14 protein-coding genes and 2 rRNA genes are annotated in these 15,669 nt (G+C 34.6%); 11 read left to right on the top strand and 5 right to left on the bottom strand.

Going from position 1 to position 15,669, the window contains the following annotated elements; genetic code table 11:
- The 4 genes from FcAc13_RS10450 to FcAc13_RS10435 all read left to right on the top strand — a co-directional run.
- Window positions 1-217 (top strand): 23S ribosomal RNA (locus tag FcAc13_RS10450); the annotation flags it as partial.
- Window positions 218-297: 80 nt separating this feature from the next.
- A 5S ribosomal RNA gene (rrf, locus tag FcAc13_RS10445) occupies window positions 298-413 on the top strand.
- 367 nt (window positions 414-780) lie between these two features.
- A complete protein-coding gene (locus tag FcAc13_RS10440) occupies window positions 781-1,464 on the top strand; it encodes a response regulator (RefSeq protein ID WP_187756169.1) in 684 nt (227 codons plus the stop codon).
- A 122-nt stretch (window positions 1,465-1,586) separates the two neighbouring features.
- Entirely contained in the window at window positions 1,587-2,765 is a 1,179-nt protein-coding gene (locus tag FcAc13_RS10435) for an ATP-binding protein (protein WP_220680076.1), read from the top strand.
- A gap of 3 nt (window positions 2,766-2,768) precedes the next feature.
- On the opposite strand, the gene FcAc13_RS10430 is transcribed toward FcAc13_RS10435, so the two are convergent.
- A complete protein-coding gene (locus FcAc13_RS10430; protein ID WP_187756157.1) occupies window positions 2,769-3,488 on the bottom strand; it encodes a M15 family metallopeptidase in 720 nt (239 codons plus the stop codon).
- 140 nt (window positions 3,489-3,628) lie between these two features.
- Between FcAc13_RS10430 and rlmN the strand changes: the two genes are divergently transcribed.
- The 3 genes from rlmN to FcAc13_RS10415 are packed head-to-tail and all read left to right on the top strand — an operon-like array spanning window position 3,629 to window position 6,054.
- Window positions 3,629-4,798, top strand: a complete 1,170-nt coding sequence (gene rlmN / locus FcAc13_RS10425; RefSeq protein WP_187756168.1) for a dual-specificity RNA methyltransferase RlmN — start codon at window positions 3,629-3,631, stop codon at window positions 4,796-4,798.
- Between the two features lie 19 nt (window positions 4,799-4,817).
- Window positions 4,818-5,453 carry a hypothetical protein gene (locus FcAc13_RS10420; RefSeq protein ID WP_187756156.1) on the top strand — a complete coding sequence of 212 codons (636 nt, stop codon included), beginning with the start codon at window positions 4,818-4,820 and terminating at the stop codon, window positions 5,451-5,453.
- A gap of 31 nt (window positions 5,454-5,484) precedes the next feature.
- Window positions 5,485-6,054, top strand: coding sequence for a manganese efflux pump MntP (locus tag FcAc13_RS10415; RefSeq protein WP_187756155.1), 570 nt, complete (start codon window positions 5,485-5,487; stop codon window positions 6,052-6,054).
- Window positions 6,055-7,041: 987 nt separating this feature from the next.
- Here the strand turns inward: FcAc13_RS10415 and groL are convergent.
- From groL to FcAc13_RS10395, 4 genes are all read right to left on the bottom strand, one after another.
- Entirely contained in the window at window positions 7,042-8,676 is a 1,635-nt protein-coding gene (gene groL / locus FcAc13_RS10410) for a chaperonin GroEL (protein ID WP_187756154.1), read from the bottom strand.
- A gap of 48 nt (window positions 8,677-8,724) precedes the next feature.
- Window positions 8,725-9,018 carry a co-chaperone GroES gene (locus FcAc13_RS10405; protein ID WP_187756153.1) on the bottom strand — a complete coding sequence of 98 codons (294 nt, stop codon included), beginning with the start codon at window positions 9,016-9,018 and terminating at the stop codon, window positions 8,725-8,727.
- A 158-nt stretch (window positions 9,019-9,176) separates the two neighbouring features.
- Entirely contained in the window at window positions 9,177-9,614 is a 438-nt protein-coding gene (locus FcAc13_RS10400) for an FxsA family protein (RefSeq protein WP_187756152.1), read from the bottom strand.
- A gap of 169 nt (window positions 9,615-9,783) precedes the next feature.
- The gene (locus FcAc13_RS10395) at window positions 9,784-12,186 is read right to left on the bottom strand and encodes a heavy metal translocating P-type ATPase (protein ID WP_187756151.1); all 2,403 of its coding nucleotides are present in this window, start codon (window positions 12,184-12,186) and stop codon (window positions 9,784-9,786) included.
- Window positions 12,187-12,511: 325 nt separating this feature from the next.
- Between FcAc13_RS10395 and rpsB the strand changes: the two genes are divergently transcribed.
- The 4 genes from rpsB (at window position 12,512) to frr (ending at window position 15,662) form a co-directional block, all read left to right on the top strand.
- Complete coding sequence (gene rpsB / locus FcAc13_RS10390) at window positions 12,512-13,252, top strand: 30S ribosomal protein S2 (protein WP_187756150.1); 741 nt, start codon at window positions 12,512-12,514, stop codon at window positions 13,250-13,252.
- Window positions 13,253-13,374: 122 nt separating this feature from the next.
- Window positions 13,375-14,232: a translation elongation factor Ts gene (gene tsf, locus FcAc13_RS10385; RefSeq protein ID WP_187756149.1), complete on the top strand. Its 858-nt coding sequence runs from the start codon at window positions 13,375-13,377 to the stop codon at window positions 14,230-14,232.
- A 111-nt stretch (window positions 14,233-14,343) separates the two neighbouring features.
- On the top strand, window positions 14,344-15,081 hold the full coding sequence (gene pyrH, locus FcAc13_RS10380) for a UMP kinase (RefSeq protein WP_187756148.1): 738 nt from the start codon (window positions 14,344-14,346) through the stop codon (window positions 15,079-15,081).
- A 23-nt stretch (window positions 15,082-15,104) separates the two neighbouring features.
- Window positions 15,105-15,662, top strand: a complete 558-nt coding sequence (gene frr / locus FcAc13_RS10375; protein WP_187756147.1) for a ribosome recycling factor — start codon at window positions 15,105-15,107, stop codon at window positions 15,660-15,662.
- Window positions 15,663-15,669 lie beyond the last annotated feature (7 nt).

Genomic DNA, 15,669 nt, shown 5'->3' with positions numbered 1-15,669 from the left:
CTGGTGTTCGGGTTGTGATGCCAATTGCATTGCCCGGTAGCTACGTGCGGAATAGATAAGTGCTGAAAGCATCTAAGTACGAAACTAGCCCTGAGATGAGTTTTCCCTGAAGAGATTCAGTAAGGTCCGTTTGAGACTAAGACGTAGATAGGTCAGGTGTGTAAGTGTAGTGATACATTGAGCTAACTGATACTAATGAACCGAGAGTCTTAACCTTACAACTCGGAGTTGTTTTTGGTGAATAAAGTGTGTTGAGAAAGCTTGTTCTGAAGAGTTAGAGAAGTGAGACAGGATATGTCTGGCGGCGATGTTGCGGTGGTCCCACCTGACCCATGCCGAACTCAGAAGTGAAACGCCGTGGAGCCGATGGTAGTGTGGGGAATTCCCCATGTGAGAGTAGGTCACCGCCAGACTATAAAATACCTTACCCTGACATTATGTCGGGGTTTTTTATATATAAAATCTGCACAAATTGCCATCCTAAATCTGTTCTGAATAAATTTATAATCTATTATACAATCTCATCTATAACTTTGTTTATTTGTTAGCAATGTTACGCTACTGCTTTATAATCTTATCCTAATTCTATATTTCAGGTTGAATGAATATATAATCAAAATAATGGTTTAAATTAGAATTGATAACAGTGATATTTGTTAACTATAAAATTTTTTTATAAAAATTAATTGGATCATGTAATATTTTAGTAAAAATAACTGACATTTTTCTTATGTTACTGATAATATAGATTATCTATCACTATTTTCTTATATAGCTATGATTAATATTTTATTGATTGATGATGATGTTGAACTATCTCAGATGTTAAGTGAGTACTTAACGAATGAAAGCTTTAAAGTTAAAGTTGTCCATCAAGGGCAAGAAGGTATTAATGAGGCGCTAACTGGCGAATATAAAGCGATTATTTTAGATATCATGTTACCCGATTTAAATGGTATTGATGTTCTTAAAAATATTCGCCAAACATTGAACACGCCTGTCATCATGCTAACAGCAAAAGGTGATAATATTGATCGTGTTTTAGGACTAGAACTTGGCGCTGATGATTATATTCCTAAACCATGTTATCCCAGAGAATTACTTGCCCGGCTTAGAGCTGTACTACGTCGTATGGATGACAAACCACCTTATCCTGAATTTGATGACAAAAAATATATTTTTCATGATCTTACATTAGATATCCCACAACGTTTATGTATGTGGAAAAATACTACAATTGAATTAACTTCAACGGAATTTAATTTACTGACTTTATTAGTTAAAAATCATGAGCGTGTGGTTACTAAGGAAGAGTTATCTGAAGAAGGCTTAGGTCGAGCTCGAGAGTTGTATGATCGTAGTGTAGATGTCCATATTAGTAATATTAGACAAAAATTGCATCAGCTCACTCGTGATGCTATAACAATTGAGACAATTAGAGCTGTAGGTTATCGTATTAGATAATAACTTCGATGAACAGATGCTTATTTTGGAAGATACTCATTATATTTTGGGGTATCTTTTATCTCACTTTTCAATTAACTTGGATTGGTTTCACATTTTATCTGGAAAATCGTGAATCTAAAATGTATTACCACATTCCAACAAAAGTTGAGATGATAGCACAGTTACTACAGATTTCCGGTGAACGTGAGGCGGTAAATTTTATTTCACATTTAGCTGAACCTGAGCGTTTATGCTTCTCAATTACCTTGTCCAGCGTGCAAGAAGAACTTCTGACTACAGGACCAAATTATTTAAAAGATGGTTCTTTTATCTATCAAAAAACCGCCGTTGCACCCGATGGTATCGTTTATTTAATTACTTTCAAAGATAACAATAAAAGTTATGCTAAAGGAGCTTTTTTTAACTTACCTGTTCCTATGTTTTTGATGGGAATTATTGGTGGTTTACTATTTAGTTTGTTTTTAGCATTAAATCTTACCCGACCCATGAAATTATTGCGACAAGGTTTTTATCAGGTGTCACAAGGTAATTTATATGTTCGACTTTATGAGCGCTTAAAATCCCGTCATGATGAATTTAGTGAATTAGCAAATGATTTTGATTCAATGGTTGAACAATTAGATATTTTAATTACTGATAGACAAGTATTATTGCATGATGTTTCTCATGAACTTAGAACACCACTGGCAAGACTTCAATTAGCAATAGGATTGGCGCAACAAAATAAACAAAATATTGATAACGCTCTTGCTCGAATAGAACTGGAATCCCAACGGCTAGATGCATTGATCGGTGAAATTCTCAACTATTCACGAGCTGAAATGAATAATTGTCTTGATGAGTACTTTGACCTAAAAGAGCTCATTAATGTTATTGTTGATGATGCACGATATGAAGCTGCTCCTCAACATATTGTGATTAATTTTAAATGTGAGCCAATTATTCATTCTATTATTAAAGGAAATTCAGAGCAAATCAGGCGAGCGGTTGAAAATATTATTCGAAATGCAATTAGATTTTCTGAGAAAGAACAACAGATTGATATTCACTTAAAAGAAGTGGGGAAATATTTACAAGTCGTTGTCAGTGATCACGGCCCAGGTGTTGAAGAGCATAAATTATCAAGTATATTTGAACCTTTTGTCAGAATACAATCACCTCAATTAGGTAAAGGCTATGGTTTAGGATTAGCTATCGCCCGTAAAAGTATTAGTATGCACAATGGTACTATTCAAGCTAAAAATCAGGAAACAAAAGGTTTAATTATTACTATTAAATTACCTTATTGGCGTGGTTAATTTTTAATAACAATCTGGATTAACATCAAAAACATATTCTTCAATTAAATCACGTAATTTAATTTTATTATAACCAGCGAACGTTAATTGATTGATAATGGATTTTTCATTACTAGCTAAAATTTTCTTGTATTGAGCTAAAAATTTCTTAGCGATGGGTTGATAAGACCAATGCCATTCTTCAGGTTGATATCCACCCTTTCGACCATGATTAAAAGACTGACAAAAACCGTATTTAGACATATTTGTTTGTAACCATTGAAAAAGAATTTTACCTTTTGGGTCTTGAGTAAAATAATCGGATGAAACGCTGGTGATATCAACATCTGTTCCCCAGTGGTGACGTGATGTTCCTGGCATTGAAGAATATTTTAAAATTTCTTGTGCTGTTTTTGGTTCATTTTTTAATTTTTTAAATAGCCTATCCCATTTGTTTTGCCAAATACTATTTTGATAAGCATAATTTCGTGTCGCACTGACAACAATAAAAGGTATATTAGGATGTGCGATTTTGAAATCTTGATAAGCTTTTGTTAATTGATCGGCGACTTCTTTTTGCAAATACATACCGGGTTTATTGACAGGTAAAATAGTAGAATCTAAGGCGACAAAATTAGGATCTGTCTTTTCGTTAAATTGTCCGATCAATTTGTTTAAAGGTATTGTTTCTGCCATAGTAGTAAAAGTTAGATTAAGTAAAAGAAAAAATAGAATTTTTTTCATGTTATCTATATCGCAAAAAATAGAATAATATTAGCCAGATGAATTTAAAAACAGTATAATCTCTCCTCAATTTTTTTCATATATTTTTTCGCCGCAATGTGTAAAAACGAGGCCATATGACAGTAGTAAATAATGTAGAAATGCAAACCGAATTATCGGCTCAATCTTTTGTATTAGATGAAGCATCTTTCGAAAAAGTAAATTTATTAAATTTCACCCGCCAAGAATTACGTGAATTTTTCAAAAATTTGGGTGAAAAACCTTTCCGCGCAGATCAAGTAATGAAATGGATTTATCATTTTGGTTATGATGATTTTGAACTAATGACCGATATTAATAAAAAATTACGTGATCAATTAGCTAAAATAGCTGAAATAAAAGCCCCTGAGATTGCTGAAGAACAGCGTTCTGCAGATGGTACGATTAAGTGGGCACTTGATGTCGGTCATAATCAACTAATTGAATGTGTCTATATTCCAGAAAAAGATCGAGCGACGTTGTGTGTATCATCGCAAGTGGGATGTGCATTAGCTTGCCAGTTTTGTTCTACTGCCCAACAAGGTTTTAACCGCAATTTACGCGTTTCAGAAATCATAGGTCAAGTTTGGCGAGCTTCAAAAGTTATCGGTTTGACCGGTAAACTTGCAGATAGACCGATTACCAATGTCGTAATGATGGGAATGGGGGAACCGTTATTAAATATTTCTAATGTGGTACCGGCCATGGAAATCATGTTGGATGATTTTGGTTATGGCTTGTCAAAGCGTCGGGTGACGTTATCCACATCAGGTGTAGTACCCGCATTAGATAAACTTGCTGGTATGATTGATGTTGCATTGGCTATTTCATTACATGCACCTAATGATGAAATTCGTAATCAAATAATGCCAATCAATGAAAAATATAATATGGCAATGTTACGTGATTCAATTCATCGTTATTTAGCCGTATCTAATGCTAATCATGGTAAAGTCACTATTGAATATGTGTTACTTAATCAAATAAATGATAGTGTCGAACATGCTCACCAGTTAGCTAGATTTCTAAAAAATACACCTTGTAAAATTAATCTTATTCCTTGGAACCCATTCCCAGGAGCACCTTATTCACGCAGTTCAAATACGCGAATAGATCGATTTATGAAAACATTAATGGAGTATGGTTTTACTGTCATTATTCGAAAAACTCGTGGCGACGATATTGATGCAGCATGTGGTCAGTTAGCTGGTGATGTAATTGATCGAACTAAACGTACTAAGTTGATTAAATCGTCGTTAAACAAAACACATATTGAAGTGAGACAAGCTTGACATTAAGAGGATTAAATCAATGATGCTTTCAAAAAAAAGGTATTCAGTCATTTTAAGCGTTGCAATAATATCTTGTTTAACCGGATGCCAATTTACTGAGCAGCAACAGGCAGAATTTAATCCAGAAAAGGCGGCATTTGCACGATTAAAATTAGGCTTAGGTTATTTGGTACAAGCAGATGTAGATGATTCCGCAGAAAATATTAAACGTGCACATTATAATTTAGCTTTAGCAAATCAATATTCACCAAATAATCCGAACATCATGCTTGGTATGGCATTGTTCGATCAACGTGTAGGTGAGTATGATGAAGCAGATATGATTTATAAAAATATCACTAAAATGGAACCCAATAATGGGCTCTATTTTAATCATTATGGTGCTTTTTTATGTGCCAGAGACCAATATGCTGAAGCAAAAAAACAATTCCAACATGCGATTAAATTAAACAATCCCATATGGAAAATTAATGGTTTAGAACAATTAGGTTATTGTGCCATACAAAATAATGATAAGGCTGAAGCGGATCAAACTTTTAAGCAATTATTTCGCTATGATCAAACTGCTCGAGATAGAGTGAGTAAATCAGCTAAAGATTATCGGCAGCGTGGTGCAATTTACGTTGCTGACTACTTAGACAATATTTCAAAATAATATTTTAATAAAAACAATTCGAGCAAATTTTATGAATTTTTTAACCGTTATGCTGTTGGCGTTTGCCATGTCGACAGATGCTTTTGCTGTGGCTGTTTGTAAAGGAGTATCACTCAATGTTCCTAAACTGAAAGATGCGTTTAAAGTGGGACTAATATTTGGTTTGATTGAAGGTATTACCCCCATGTTAGGATGGTTATGTGGTTTTCTCACACTACACTTTACTGAAAAATGGGATCACTGGATTATATTTCTTTTGATGTTATTTTTAGGTAGTCATATGATCTATAATTCTTTTCTTGAAGATGATGAAACTCAAGAAGATAAAAACACTAAAAAACAGTCATTATTTTTGCTTGTTTTGACCGCAATATCAACCAGTATTGATGCATTTGCAGTAGGTATCGGGTTAGCGCTTGCAACAGTTAATATTGTTTTTGCATCTTGTATGATAGGTGCTGCAACTTGTTTAATGGTTACTTTAGGGATTTTACTGGGTAAGAAAATAGGGTCTTGGATTGGTAAACGAGCTGAATTTTTGGGCGGTTTAGTACTTATTGTGATTGGTTCAATAACACTTTATCAACATATTTCAGCTTAGATGTTTAAATCGTTGAAATTGGTGAGTGATAACGATAAGTTTAATAAAATTTGTACTAAATAGTCTTCAATCTCCACCTGTAATACGCTTTTGGGCAAGGTTATTCAGTAATTAACCGGTGTTAAGATTTTTAGGTTTGATATCATATATATTTTACAACCTGATCGTCTGAACTGAATATATAATTAAATGGTTCTAAATGACTAACAACAATAAAATTATCGTTATCCTGCCAAAACATGGCTACTACAAATTGAGTAGTGCCAAGCAAAAGTGTGAGCCTTTTTGTTTTTTCTTTTCAATCTACTAATTATTATATCTTGGTAAACTTTATTACCATAACAGACAAATTTATCTAGATTTTTTAAAAATAAATAAGATTTCAAGGTATTATAGTTTTTTCGAATAAAATACAATTTTAGAAGTATGTAAACATTGTTAAGATGTGAGATTTAATATCACTGATATAAATAACTTGATCGTTTTTATCGAATTACCAAGAACTTATTATCTTTAATATACCATTATAGTGATATCTAGACGGTAAAAGTCAAGCCGAAGGTTTAATGATATTTACGAGTGAAAAGGAAATTGTTTATTTAGTATCTCTATAAACGGTGTTCTTCATCACGACCAGTTACTGAGCTTATTTAATCCACTGAAATAGGTATTAATGATATATTATTTAAAAATATGTAACTAATAAAATATAGATGCACCATTTAGAGATAAGCTCAGAATTTCATTTATGATATTATAAATAATATTTATTGAAGACTAACTTTGAAAGGCCTTTTTATCAAATTTGTTCACTTTTCATTCAAATATTGAAGAACGCAATCAATATTTGAAAAACGAATAAAACTCAATAAATCAATTCTGTTTATATAATGAATGAGATATTGTTAACAATAATTTTTTCAAAAATAAAAAACCACTCTCATTTCTGGAGTGGTTTTTATTTTATTTAGCTATGGATAGGGGAAATTACATCATTCCACCCATACCTCCCATACCAGCAGCACCTAAATCAGGTTTATCTTCTTTAGGAAGTTCAGAAATCATACATTCGGTGGTAATCATTAAACCGGCAACAGAGGCTGCATATTGTAATGCACTACGTGTTACTTTAGTTGGATCTAAAATACCCATCGCAATCATATCACCGTATTCTTCAGTAGAAGCATTATAGCCGTAGTTACCTTGACCTGCTTTTACTGAGTTAGCAACAACGGACGCTTCTTCACCGCAGTTAGTTACGATTTGGCGTAATGGCGCTTCCATTGCGCGTAATGCAACTTTAATACCTACGTTTTGATCTTCATTATCACCTTCAAGTGATGAAATGACACTAGCTGCTCGAACTAACGCTACACCACCACCAGCAACAACACCTTCTTCAACTGCAGCGCGAGTAGCATGTAAGGCATCTTCAACTCGTGCTTTTTTCTCTTTCATTTCAACTTCAGTTGCAGCTCCAACTTTGATTACGGCAACACCACCAGCAAGTTTAGCTACACGTTCCTGGAGTTTTTCTTTATCGTAATCTGATGTTGATTCTTCAATTTGACCACGAATTTGGTTCACTCGCGCTTCAATTAGAGACTGCTCGCCAATACCATCAATGATGGTAGTGTTGTCTTTGTTGATTACAACACGTTTAGCTTGACCAAGGTCTTCTAAAGTTGCTTTTTCAAGTTCTAAACCAATTTCTTCAGAAATAACAGTACCTGAAGTTAGAATTGCAATATCTTGTAACATTGCTTTACGGCGATCACCAAAACCAGGTGCTTTAACCGCAGCAACTTTAACAATACCACGCATAGTATTGACCACTAAAGTAGCAAGCGCTTCGCCTTCAACATCTTCCGCGATAATTAATAAAGATTTGCCTGCTTTAGCAACAGCTTCAAGTACTGGCAATAATTCACGGATGTTAGAGATTTTTTTATCGACTAATAAAATATATGGGCTGTCTAATTCAACCGTTGCAGTTTCTGGTTTATTGATGAAATAAGGTGATAAGTATCCTCGATCAAATTGCATACCTTCTACAACATCTAATTCATCTTGTAAACCAGTACCATCTTCAACAGTAATGACACCTTCTTTACCGACTTTTTCCATTGCTTCTGCAATTAATTTACCAACAGTTTCGTCAGAGTTTGCAGAGATTGTACCTACTTGAGCAATAGCCCGTGAATCAGAACAAGGTTGAGATAGTTTTTTAAGTTCTTCAACTGCAGCAATGACAGCTTTGTCAATTCCGCGTTTTAAGTCCATTGGGTTCATGCCCGCAGCAACAGCTTTCAAACCTTCATTGACAATCGCTTGAGCAAGTACGGTTGCGGTAGTGGTACCATCACCAGCTGCATCATTCGCTTTTGATGCAACTTCTTTAACCATTTGAGCACCCATATTTTCGAACTTATCTTCTAATTCGACCTCACGGGCAACTGATACACCATCTTTAGTAATAACTGGTGCGCCGAATGATTTGTCTAAAACAACATTTCGACCTTTAGGTCCTAATGTTACTTTTACTGCATCAGCAAGAATATTTACACCACGCAGCATTTTTGTGCGCGCATCATTACCAAATTTTACTTCTTTAGCTGCCATTCTTAATTTCTCCTAAAATTCTGTCTTTTATTCTGATTAATAACTTAATTATGCTTGAACGATTGCTAGAATATCGTTTTCAGAAAGGATTAAAACTTCTTCGTTATCAATTTTTTCAGCTTTTACGCCGTAGCCTTCATTAAAAATAACAATATCACCAACTTTGACATCTAATGGTTGTACTTGACCATTTTCTAAAATACGACCATTACCTACAGCCAACACTTCACCACGAGTAGATTTACCAGCAGCAGAACCTGTTAAAACAATACCTCCAGCTGATTTTGATTCGATTTCTTTACGTTTGATGATCACGCGATCATGCAATGGACGAATTTTCATTTATTATTCTCCTAAACTAATTTCAAATTAAGTTTCAATACAGTGAATTAAAACAAAATCATAATATATGATCATATTACAATGTAGTTATCCTAAAATGGGGATTTATTTATATACTTCAAGGTAGATCGAAAAAAAATTTTTCAATTGACTAATTATTAATCATTTTTGCGCTTAAATTCTCCTTCGATAATATCAAGCTCAGCATCATTACTCGCTTTAAATTCATAACCATATGTTTTAATATTCATTTTAGGTATGATTTTGCTGAAAAGAAATCGTTGTATTGGGGATAATAATAAGATCACCCCTAGTATATCGGTAAAAAAACCTGGAATTAACAGTAAAAATCCAGCTATAAATAATGAGATATTTCTAATGACTTCATTGGTGGGATTTTCTCGATTAACTATTTTATTTTTCATTTGGATAAAATTTTTTATGCCTTCAGATTTAACTAAAGATAATCCAAAAATGGATGTTGCAAAGATAGCAATTAAAGTTAGCAATACACCGATCGTATTGGCTACTGCATTAAATATTGCAAATTCAACATAAAGATAGATGAAAAAACAGAAAAAACAAAATATACGCATAATTTGATGATTATTCCGAATAAATAACTAGATTAATATTAAATATTTAGGCTAAATTTTTATTTTCAACCTCAATTAAAACCTATTCCAATTTTTTTCAAGATATAAAATTTAGTATAATAATATTAGCAGCAGTCCAAATCGCCGCCTTATTTTTACAATTTTAATATCAAGATTTTGGTTGCCAACGTTTAAGTAATAATGCATTGGTGACGACACTAACACTACTTAATGCCATGGCAGCACCGGCAATCATCGGATTGAGTAAACCTAGGGCTGCAAGTGGTACACCAATAAGATTATAGAAAAAAGCCCAGAATAAATTTTGTTTAATTTTATGATAAGTTCTTCGTGAAATATCAATGGCATCTGCAATCAATAAAGGATTACCGCGCATTAATGTCATGGATGCGGTATGCATGGCCACATCTGTGCCTGTTCCCATCGCGATTCCAATATCTGCTGCAGCTAATGCTGGTGCATCATTAACACCATCGCCTACCATAGCAACTTTACCATAGTTTTTTTGAAGTTGATAAATTTTATCAGCTTTAACTTCAGGGGTAATTTGCGCAAAAACTTCATCAATGGATAATTCTTTTGCAATGGTGTTTGCAGAGTGAATATTATCACCGGTTAACATAATCGTTCGTACATTTAATTGATGTAAGGCAGTAATTGCTGTTTTAGCTTCTGGTTTTATCACATCAGAAAAACCCAAAATAGCTAAAATTTTGATAGTTTCAGATGCTTTTTCCGCCAATATAGAAATAGTTAGGCCTTTCATCTCCAATTCATCGATACTATTTTGTAGTTCTGTAACATCAGCGTTCATTGATTTTAGCCAACGGTAACTACCTAAATAATATTGATGATTATCAATTTCAGCTTTAACTCCCGAACCCGCTATATTTTTAAAACTTTGTGTATAGTGATAGGATAAATGTTTTTCATTAGCTTTGGTTATAACAGCTTTGGCTAAAGGATGTTCACTTCCCGATTGGATTGATGCGGCGATAGTTAATAAACTATTTTCATCAGAATCAGTTATAATTTTAAAAATCACCAATTCCGGTTTGCCAATGGTTAGTGTTCCTGTTTTATCGAAAGCGACAGCTTTCACGCTATGAATAGTCTCAAGAGCCTGAGCATCTTTAATTAAAATACCTTGTCGTGCGGCAACACCTGTTCCAACCATAATTGCAGTCGGTGTAGCAAGACCGAGCGCACACGGGCATGCAATCACTAACACGGCAATGGCATTAAGTAAAGCGTGCTGCCAGTCATGAGTATAAATCCCCCAAGTTAGTAAAGTTACTAAAGCAATTAACAAAATAATCGGTACAAAAATCGCACTAATGTGATCAACAATTCGTTGTATTGGGGCTTTTTTAGTTTGGGCTGATTCCACCATTTGAATGATTTTTGCTAAAGTTGATTCGTTTGATGTTGCGGTTGCTTTAACAACTAGTAAACCCTCGCCATTAATTGCCCCACCTATTACTGTATCATTAATTTGTTTACTTACGGGTAGACTTTCACCGGTAATTAATGATTCATCACTACTCGATGCGCCTTCTAAAATAATGCCATCAACTGCAATTCGTTCACCAGGTTTCACGATAATAATATCGTTTAATTTAATTTGATCGATAGGTAGTATCACTTCTTGTTCGCCACGTCGAACACGAGCCGTTTCTGGGCGTAGAGCAGTTAGTGCTTCAATAGCTTGAGTGGTCTGATGTTTGGCTTTAGATTCTAGCCATTTACCTAATAAGACTAACGTGATTATCACGGCAGACGATTCGAAATAAAGATGAGGTATTTGGGGGCTATGCCAATATTTAATCAATTCAAAAACGGATAATCCATATGCTGCACTGGTGCCAAGGGCGACTAAAAGATCCATGTTACCGGTCAAGGCTTTAACTGCTTTCCAAGCGCTCTGATAAAATTTTGCACCTAAAATAAATTGTACTAATGTAGCAAGTAAAAGTTGTAGCCAACCCGGTAACATTAAATTAATTCCAAACGGCATCAAAAGCATAGGTATTAGTAATGGTGAAGCTAATAATGCTGCTAAAAGAACTGGAATGAAAGAAGGTTGTTTATAATGATATTTTTGTGGTTTTTGTTCATTGATGAATTCGGCATCATATCCTGCTTTTTTAACCGCGGAAATAAGATCAGCTCCATTAAGATTATTTCCACTTATTGTTGCCGTCTCAGTTGCTAAATTAACGACTGCGTTCTGAACACCAATCACTGATTTAAGCGCTTTTTCAACGCGATTAACACATGAAGCACAACTCATTCCCGTTATCGATAATGAAATATTTGAAGGTTCGCTGATATTAGATAAAGGTATAGCATGATAACCAGCATCGTCAACGACTTTGATTAAAGTGGTTAATTCTACAATTTCATTGGTTTTTACGATTGCTTTTTCGGTTGCTAAATTCACATTAACATCTACAACGTGCGGGACTTTTGTTAATGCTTTCTCAATCCGATTAGCGCATGTAGCGCAAGTCATTCCTTCAATGATAAATTGATACTGATTCAGTTTCATGGTCTTTCCTATCAATAATATTTTGATAAAAATGATTTAAATTTAATCAATGATATATTAAAAATCATTGTTATACATTCGATATTTATTTAATTATGTATACCTATATTTAATATCGTGTATAAATAATACTGGTTTTTGCGGAGTAAATATGATATAAAACGCGTGCTTTATTCTATATAAATAGAAGAAGTAAAACACTTTAATTTTATTAACGTTATAACACACACATATTACCACACTTTGCCGGGGTGCTTTAATTTTTATTAAAGTCGGTTAGAGCGAATATGTGGAGGCATAACCCCAACTTTTTAATGAGGAAATCATGACTACAGTCTCTATGCGCGATATGCTGCAAGCTGGTGTACATTTCGGTCACCAAACCCGCTATTGGAACCCAAAAATGAAACCATTTATTTTTGGTGCTCGTAACAAAGTTCATATCATTAATCTTGAAAAAACGGTTCCAATGTTCAATGAAGCATTAGATGTACTAAATAAAATCGCTGCTCGTCGTGGTAAAATTTTATTTGTGGGTACTAAACGTGCGGCAGGTGAAGCGATAAAACAAGCTGCAGAAAATTGTGGACAATTTTATGTTAATCACCGTTGGTTAGGTGGTATGTTGACTAACTGGAAAACCGTTCGTCAATCTATTAAGCGTTTAAAAGATTTAGAAACACAATCACAAGATGGTACTTTTGATAAATTGACTAAAAAAGAAGCCCTAATGCGTACTCGTGAAATGGCTAAATTAGAAAATAGCCTAGGTGGTATTAAAAATATGGGTGGATTACCAGATGCAATTTTTGTTATTGGTGCAGACCATGAACACATTGCAATTAAAGAAGCCAATAATCTTGGTATCCCAGTGGTAGCGATTGTTGATACTAACTCAGATCCAGATGGTATTGATTACGTTATTCCAGGTAATGATGATGCTATTCGTGCGATTCAACTTTATGCTAATGCAGTATCTGATGCAGTACGTAGTGGTCGTGAGCAAAATCAAGCACCAGTTGCAGAAGAAACTTTTGTTGAAGAATCTGTAGCGGCTGCTGAATAGTATTTAAAATATTATTTGCCTTATAATTAGGGAGGAGTTTACTCCTCCTATCTTGTGTATCAAATATAATTTACTGAAAATGTTTTGAGTAAATGACAGAATTTCAAACAGAGGGTTAAAAAATGGCTGAAGTAACTGCCTCTATGGTTAAAGAACTGCGCGAAAGAACTGGCGCAGGCATGATGGAATGTAAAAAAGCGTTAGTTGAAGCAAATGGTGATATTGAATTAGCCATTGATAATATGCGTAAATCAGGTCAAGCTAAAGCGGCCAAAAAAGCGGGTCGTGTGGCAGCTGAAGGTGTCATTGTTTCAAAAATTTCTGCAGATAAGAAATTTGGTGTGATTTTAGAAGTTAACTGTGAAACGGACTTTGTAGCAAAAGATGCGGGCTTCTTGGCATTTAGTAATAAAGTTGCTGAAGCTGCACTTGCTGATCGTATTAGTGATGTTGCTGTATTACAAGCAAAATTTGAAGAAGAACGTACTGCATTAGTAGCTAAAATTGGTGAAAATATTGGTATCCGTCGTGTGGCTGAAATTGCCGGAGATGTTGTAGGTAGCTATCAACATGGTGCACGTATAGGTGTTTTAGTGGCAGCTAGTGGTGCTGAAGATGAATTAGTTAAACATATTGCTATGCATATCGCCGCAAGTAAACCAGAGTATGTTAATCCAGAAGATGTTTCAGCGGATGTCGTAGCACATGAACGTCAAATTCAAATTGATATCGCTATGCAATCAGGTAAACCACGTGAAATCGCAGAAAAAATGGTTGAAGGTCGTATGCGTAAATTTACCGGCGAAGTTTCTTTAACTGGTCAGCCATTTGTTATGGATCCATCAAAAACAGTTGGTGATTTGTTAAAAGAGAAAAAAGCAACTGTAGCAACATTCATCCGTTTTGAAGTGGGCGAAGGTATTGAAAAAGTTGAAGTTGATTTTGCTGCAGAAGTTGCTGCAATTTCTAAACAGTCTTAATTTATTGGTAAATATATGAAAACCGCCTCTTTGGCGGTTTTTTTTATCAGCAAAATACTTTAAAATTAGAGAGATCAAGTTATTATTATTTATCTATAGGATTTTTCCGCAATGACAAAGCAAACTCCCTGTTATAAACGTATCCTTTTAAAACTGAGTGGTGAAGCATTACAAGGTGATGAAGGTTTTGGTATTGATGCCTCTGTCCTTGACAGAATGGCATTAGAAGTGAAAGATTTGGTTGAAATGGGTGTTGAAGTCGCGTTAGTTATTGGTGGGGGTAATTTATTCCGTGGTGCAGGACTTGCAAAAGCCGGTATGAATCGAGTTGTTGGCGATCACATGGGAATGCTAGCGACAGTTATGAATGGATTAGCGATGCGTGATGCATTACATCGTATTGAAGTTAATGCTAGATTAATGTCAGCGATCCCCTTAAATGGTGTTTGTGATGATTATCGATGGACGGAGGCGATTAGTTTATTACGGCATGGAAAAGTAGTTATCTTATCCGCTGGAACGGGTAATCCATTTTTTACAACAGATTCTGCTGCCTGCCTTAGAGGGATCGAAATAGAAGCCGATGTGGTATTAAAAGCAACCAAAGTTGATGGAGTATATTCTGCAGATCCCGTTAAATATGCTGACGCACAGCTATACAAAACACTCAGCTATGAAAAAGTATTAGATGATGAATTAAAAGTTATGGATTTAGCAGCATTCACCTTAGCCAGAGATCACAATTTACCGATCTGTGTCTTTAATATGAATAAGCCTGGCGCACTTCGCCGCGTTATTTTAGGTGAACAAGAAGGTACTTTAATTAATAATGATGTGAAAGTGAGTTAATATAAAAGGAAAAGGTTTTTACTATGTTAAATGAGATTCAGAAAGATGCTCAAGATAGAATGGAAAAAAGCTTAGAAGCGTTCCAAAATCATATTGCAAAAATACGTACTGGTCGAGCATCACCAAATTTATTAGATGGAATTATGGTTGAATACTATGGCAGTGCAACGCCACTGCGTCAGTTAGCAAATATTGTTGCTGAAGATTCTAGAACACTTGCAATTACTGTTTTTGATAAGTCTTTAACACCAGCAGTTGAAAAGGCAATTTTAGCGTCAGATTTAGGACTAAATCCAGCGTCGGCAGGTACGGTAATTCGTGTACCATTACCACCATTAACCGAAGAGCGTCGTCGTGATTTGACCAAAATCGTGCGCAGTGAGGCAGAACAAGGACGTGTATCGATTCGTAATATTCGTCGTGATGCTAATGATCAAATTAAAACATTATTAAAAGATAAAGAAATTTCCGAAGATGATGAACGAAAATCGCAAGAAGTTGTCCAAAAGATAACCGACTCAATGATCAAAAAATTAGATGGCTTTCTTGTGGAAAAAGAAAAAGAATTAATGGAATTCTAATTTTCAC

The organism is Frischella japonica, assembly GCF_014489845.1.
GTDB lineage: Bacteria > Pseudomonadota > Gammaproteobacteria > Enterobacterales > Orbaceae > Frischella > Frischella japonica.
This window is presented reverse-complemented; position numbering and strand designations above follow the sequence as displayed.

What these genes read in the sequence shown, in the direction of transcription:
- FcAc13_RS10435 (WP_220680076.1), top strand. Translation starts at nt 1,587, where the DNA reads ATGTATTACCACATTCCAACAAAAGTTGAGATGATAGCACAGTTACTA.
- FcAc13_RS10430 (WP_187756157.1), bottom strand. Translation starts at nt 3,488, where the DNA reads ATGAAAAAAATTCTATTTTTTCTTTTACTTAATCTAACTTTTACTACT.
- rlmN (WP_187756168.1), top strand. Translation starts at nt 3,629, where the DNA reads ATGCAAACCGAATTATCGGCTCAATCTTTTGTATTAGATGAAGCATCT.
- FcAc13_RS10420 (WP_187756156.1), top strand. Translation starts at nt 4,818, where the DNA reads ATGATGCTTTCAAAAAAAAGGTATTCAGTCATTTTAAGCGTTGCAATA.
- FcAc13_RS10415 (WP_187756155.1), top strand. Translation starts at nt 5,485, where the DNA reads ATGAATTTTTTAACCGTTATGCTGTTGGCGTTTGCCATGTCGACAGAT.
- groL (WP_187756154.1), bottom strand. Translation starts at nt 8,676, where the DNA reads ATGGCAGCTAAAGAAGTAAAATTTGGTAATGATGCGCGCACAAAAATG.
- FcAc13_RS10405 (WP_187756153.1), bottom strand. Translation starts at nt 9,018, where the DNA reads ATGAAAATTCGTCCATTGCATGATCGCGTGATCATCAAACGTAAAGAA.
- FcAc13_RS10400 (WP_187756152.1), bottom strand. Translation starts at nt 9,614, where the DNA reads ATGCGTATATTTTGTTTTTTCTGTTTTTTCATCTATCTTTATGTTGAA.
- FcAc13_RS10395 (WP_187756151.1), bottom strand. Translation starts at nt 12,186, where the DNA reads ATGAAACTGAATCAGTATCAATTTATCATTGAAGGAATGACTTGCGCT.
- rpsB (WP_187756150.1), top strand. Translation starts at nt 12,512, where the DNA reads ATGACTACAGTCTCTATGCGCGATATGCTGCAAGCTGGTGTACATTTC.
- tsf (WP_187756149.1), top strand. Translation starts at nt 13,375, where the DNA reads ATGGCTGAAGTAACTGCCTCTATGGTTAAAGAACTGCGCGAAAGAACT.
- pyrH (WP_187756148.1), top strand. Translation starts at nt 14,344, where the DNA reads ATGACAAAGCAAACTCCCTGTTATAAACGTATCCTTTTAAAACTGAGT.
- frr (WP_187756147.1), top strand. Translation starts at nt 15,105, where the DNA reads ATGTTAAATGAGATTCAGAAAGATGCTCAAGATAGAATGGAAAAAAGC.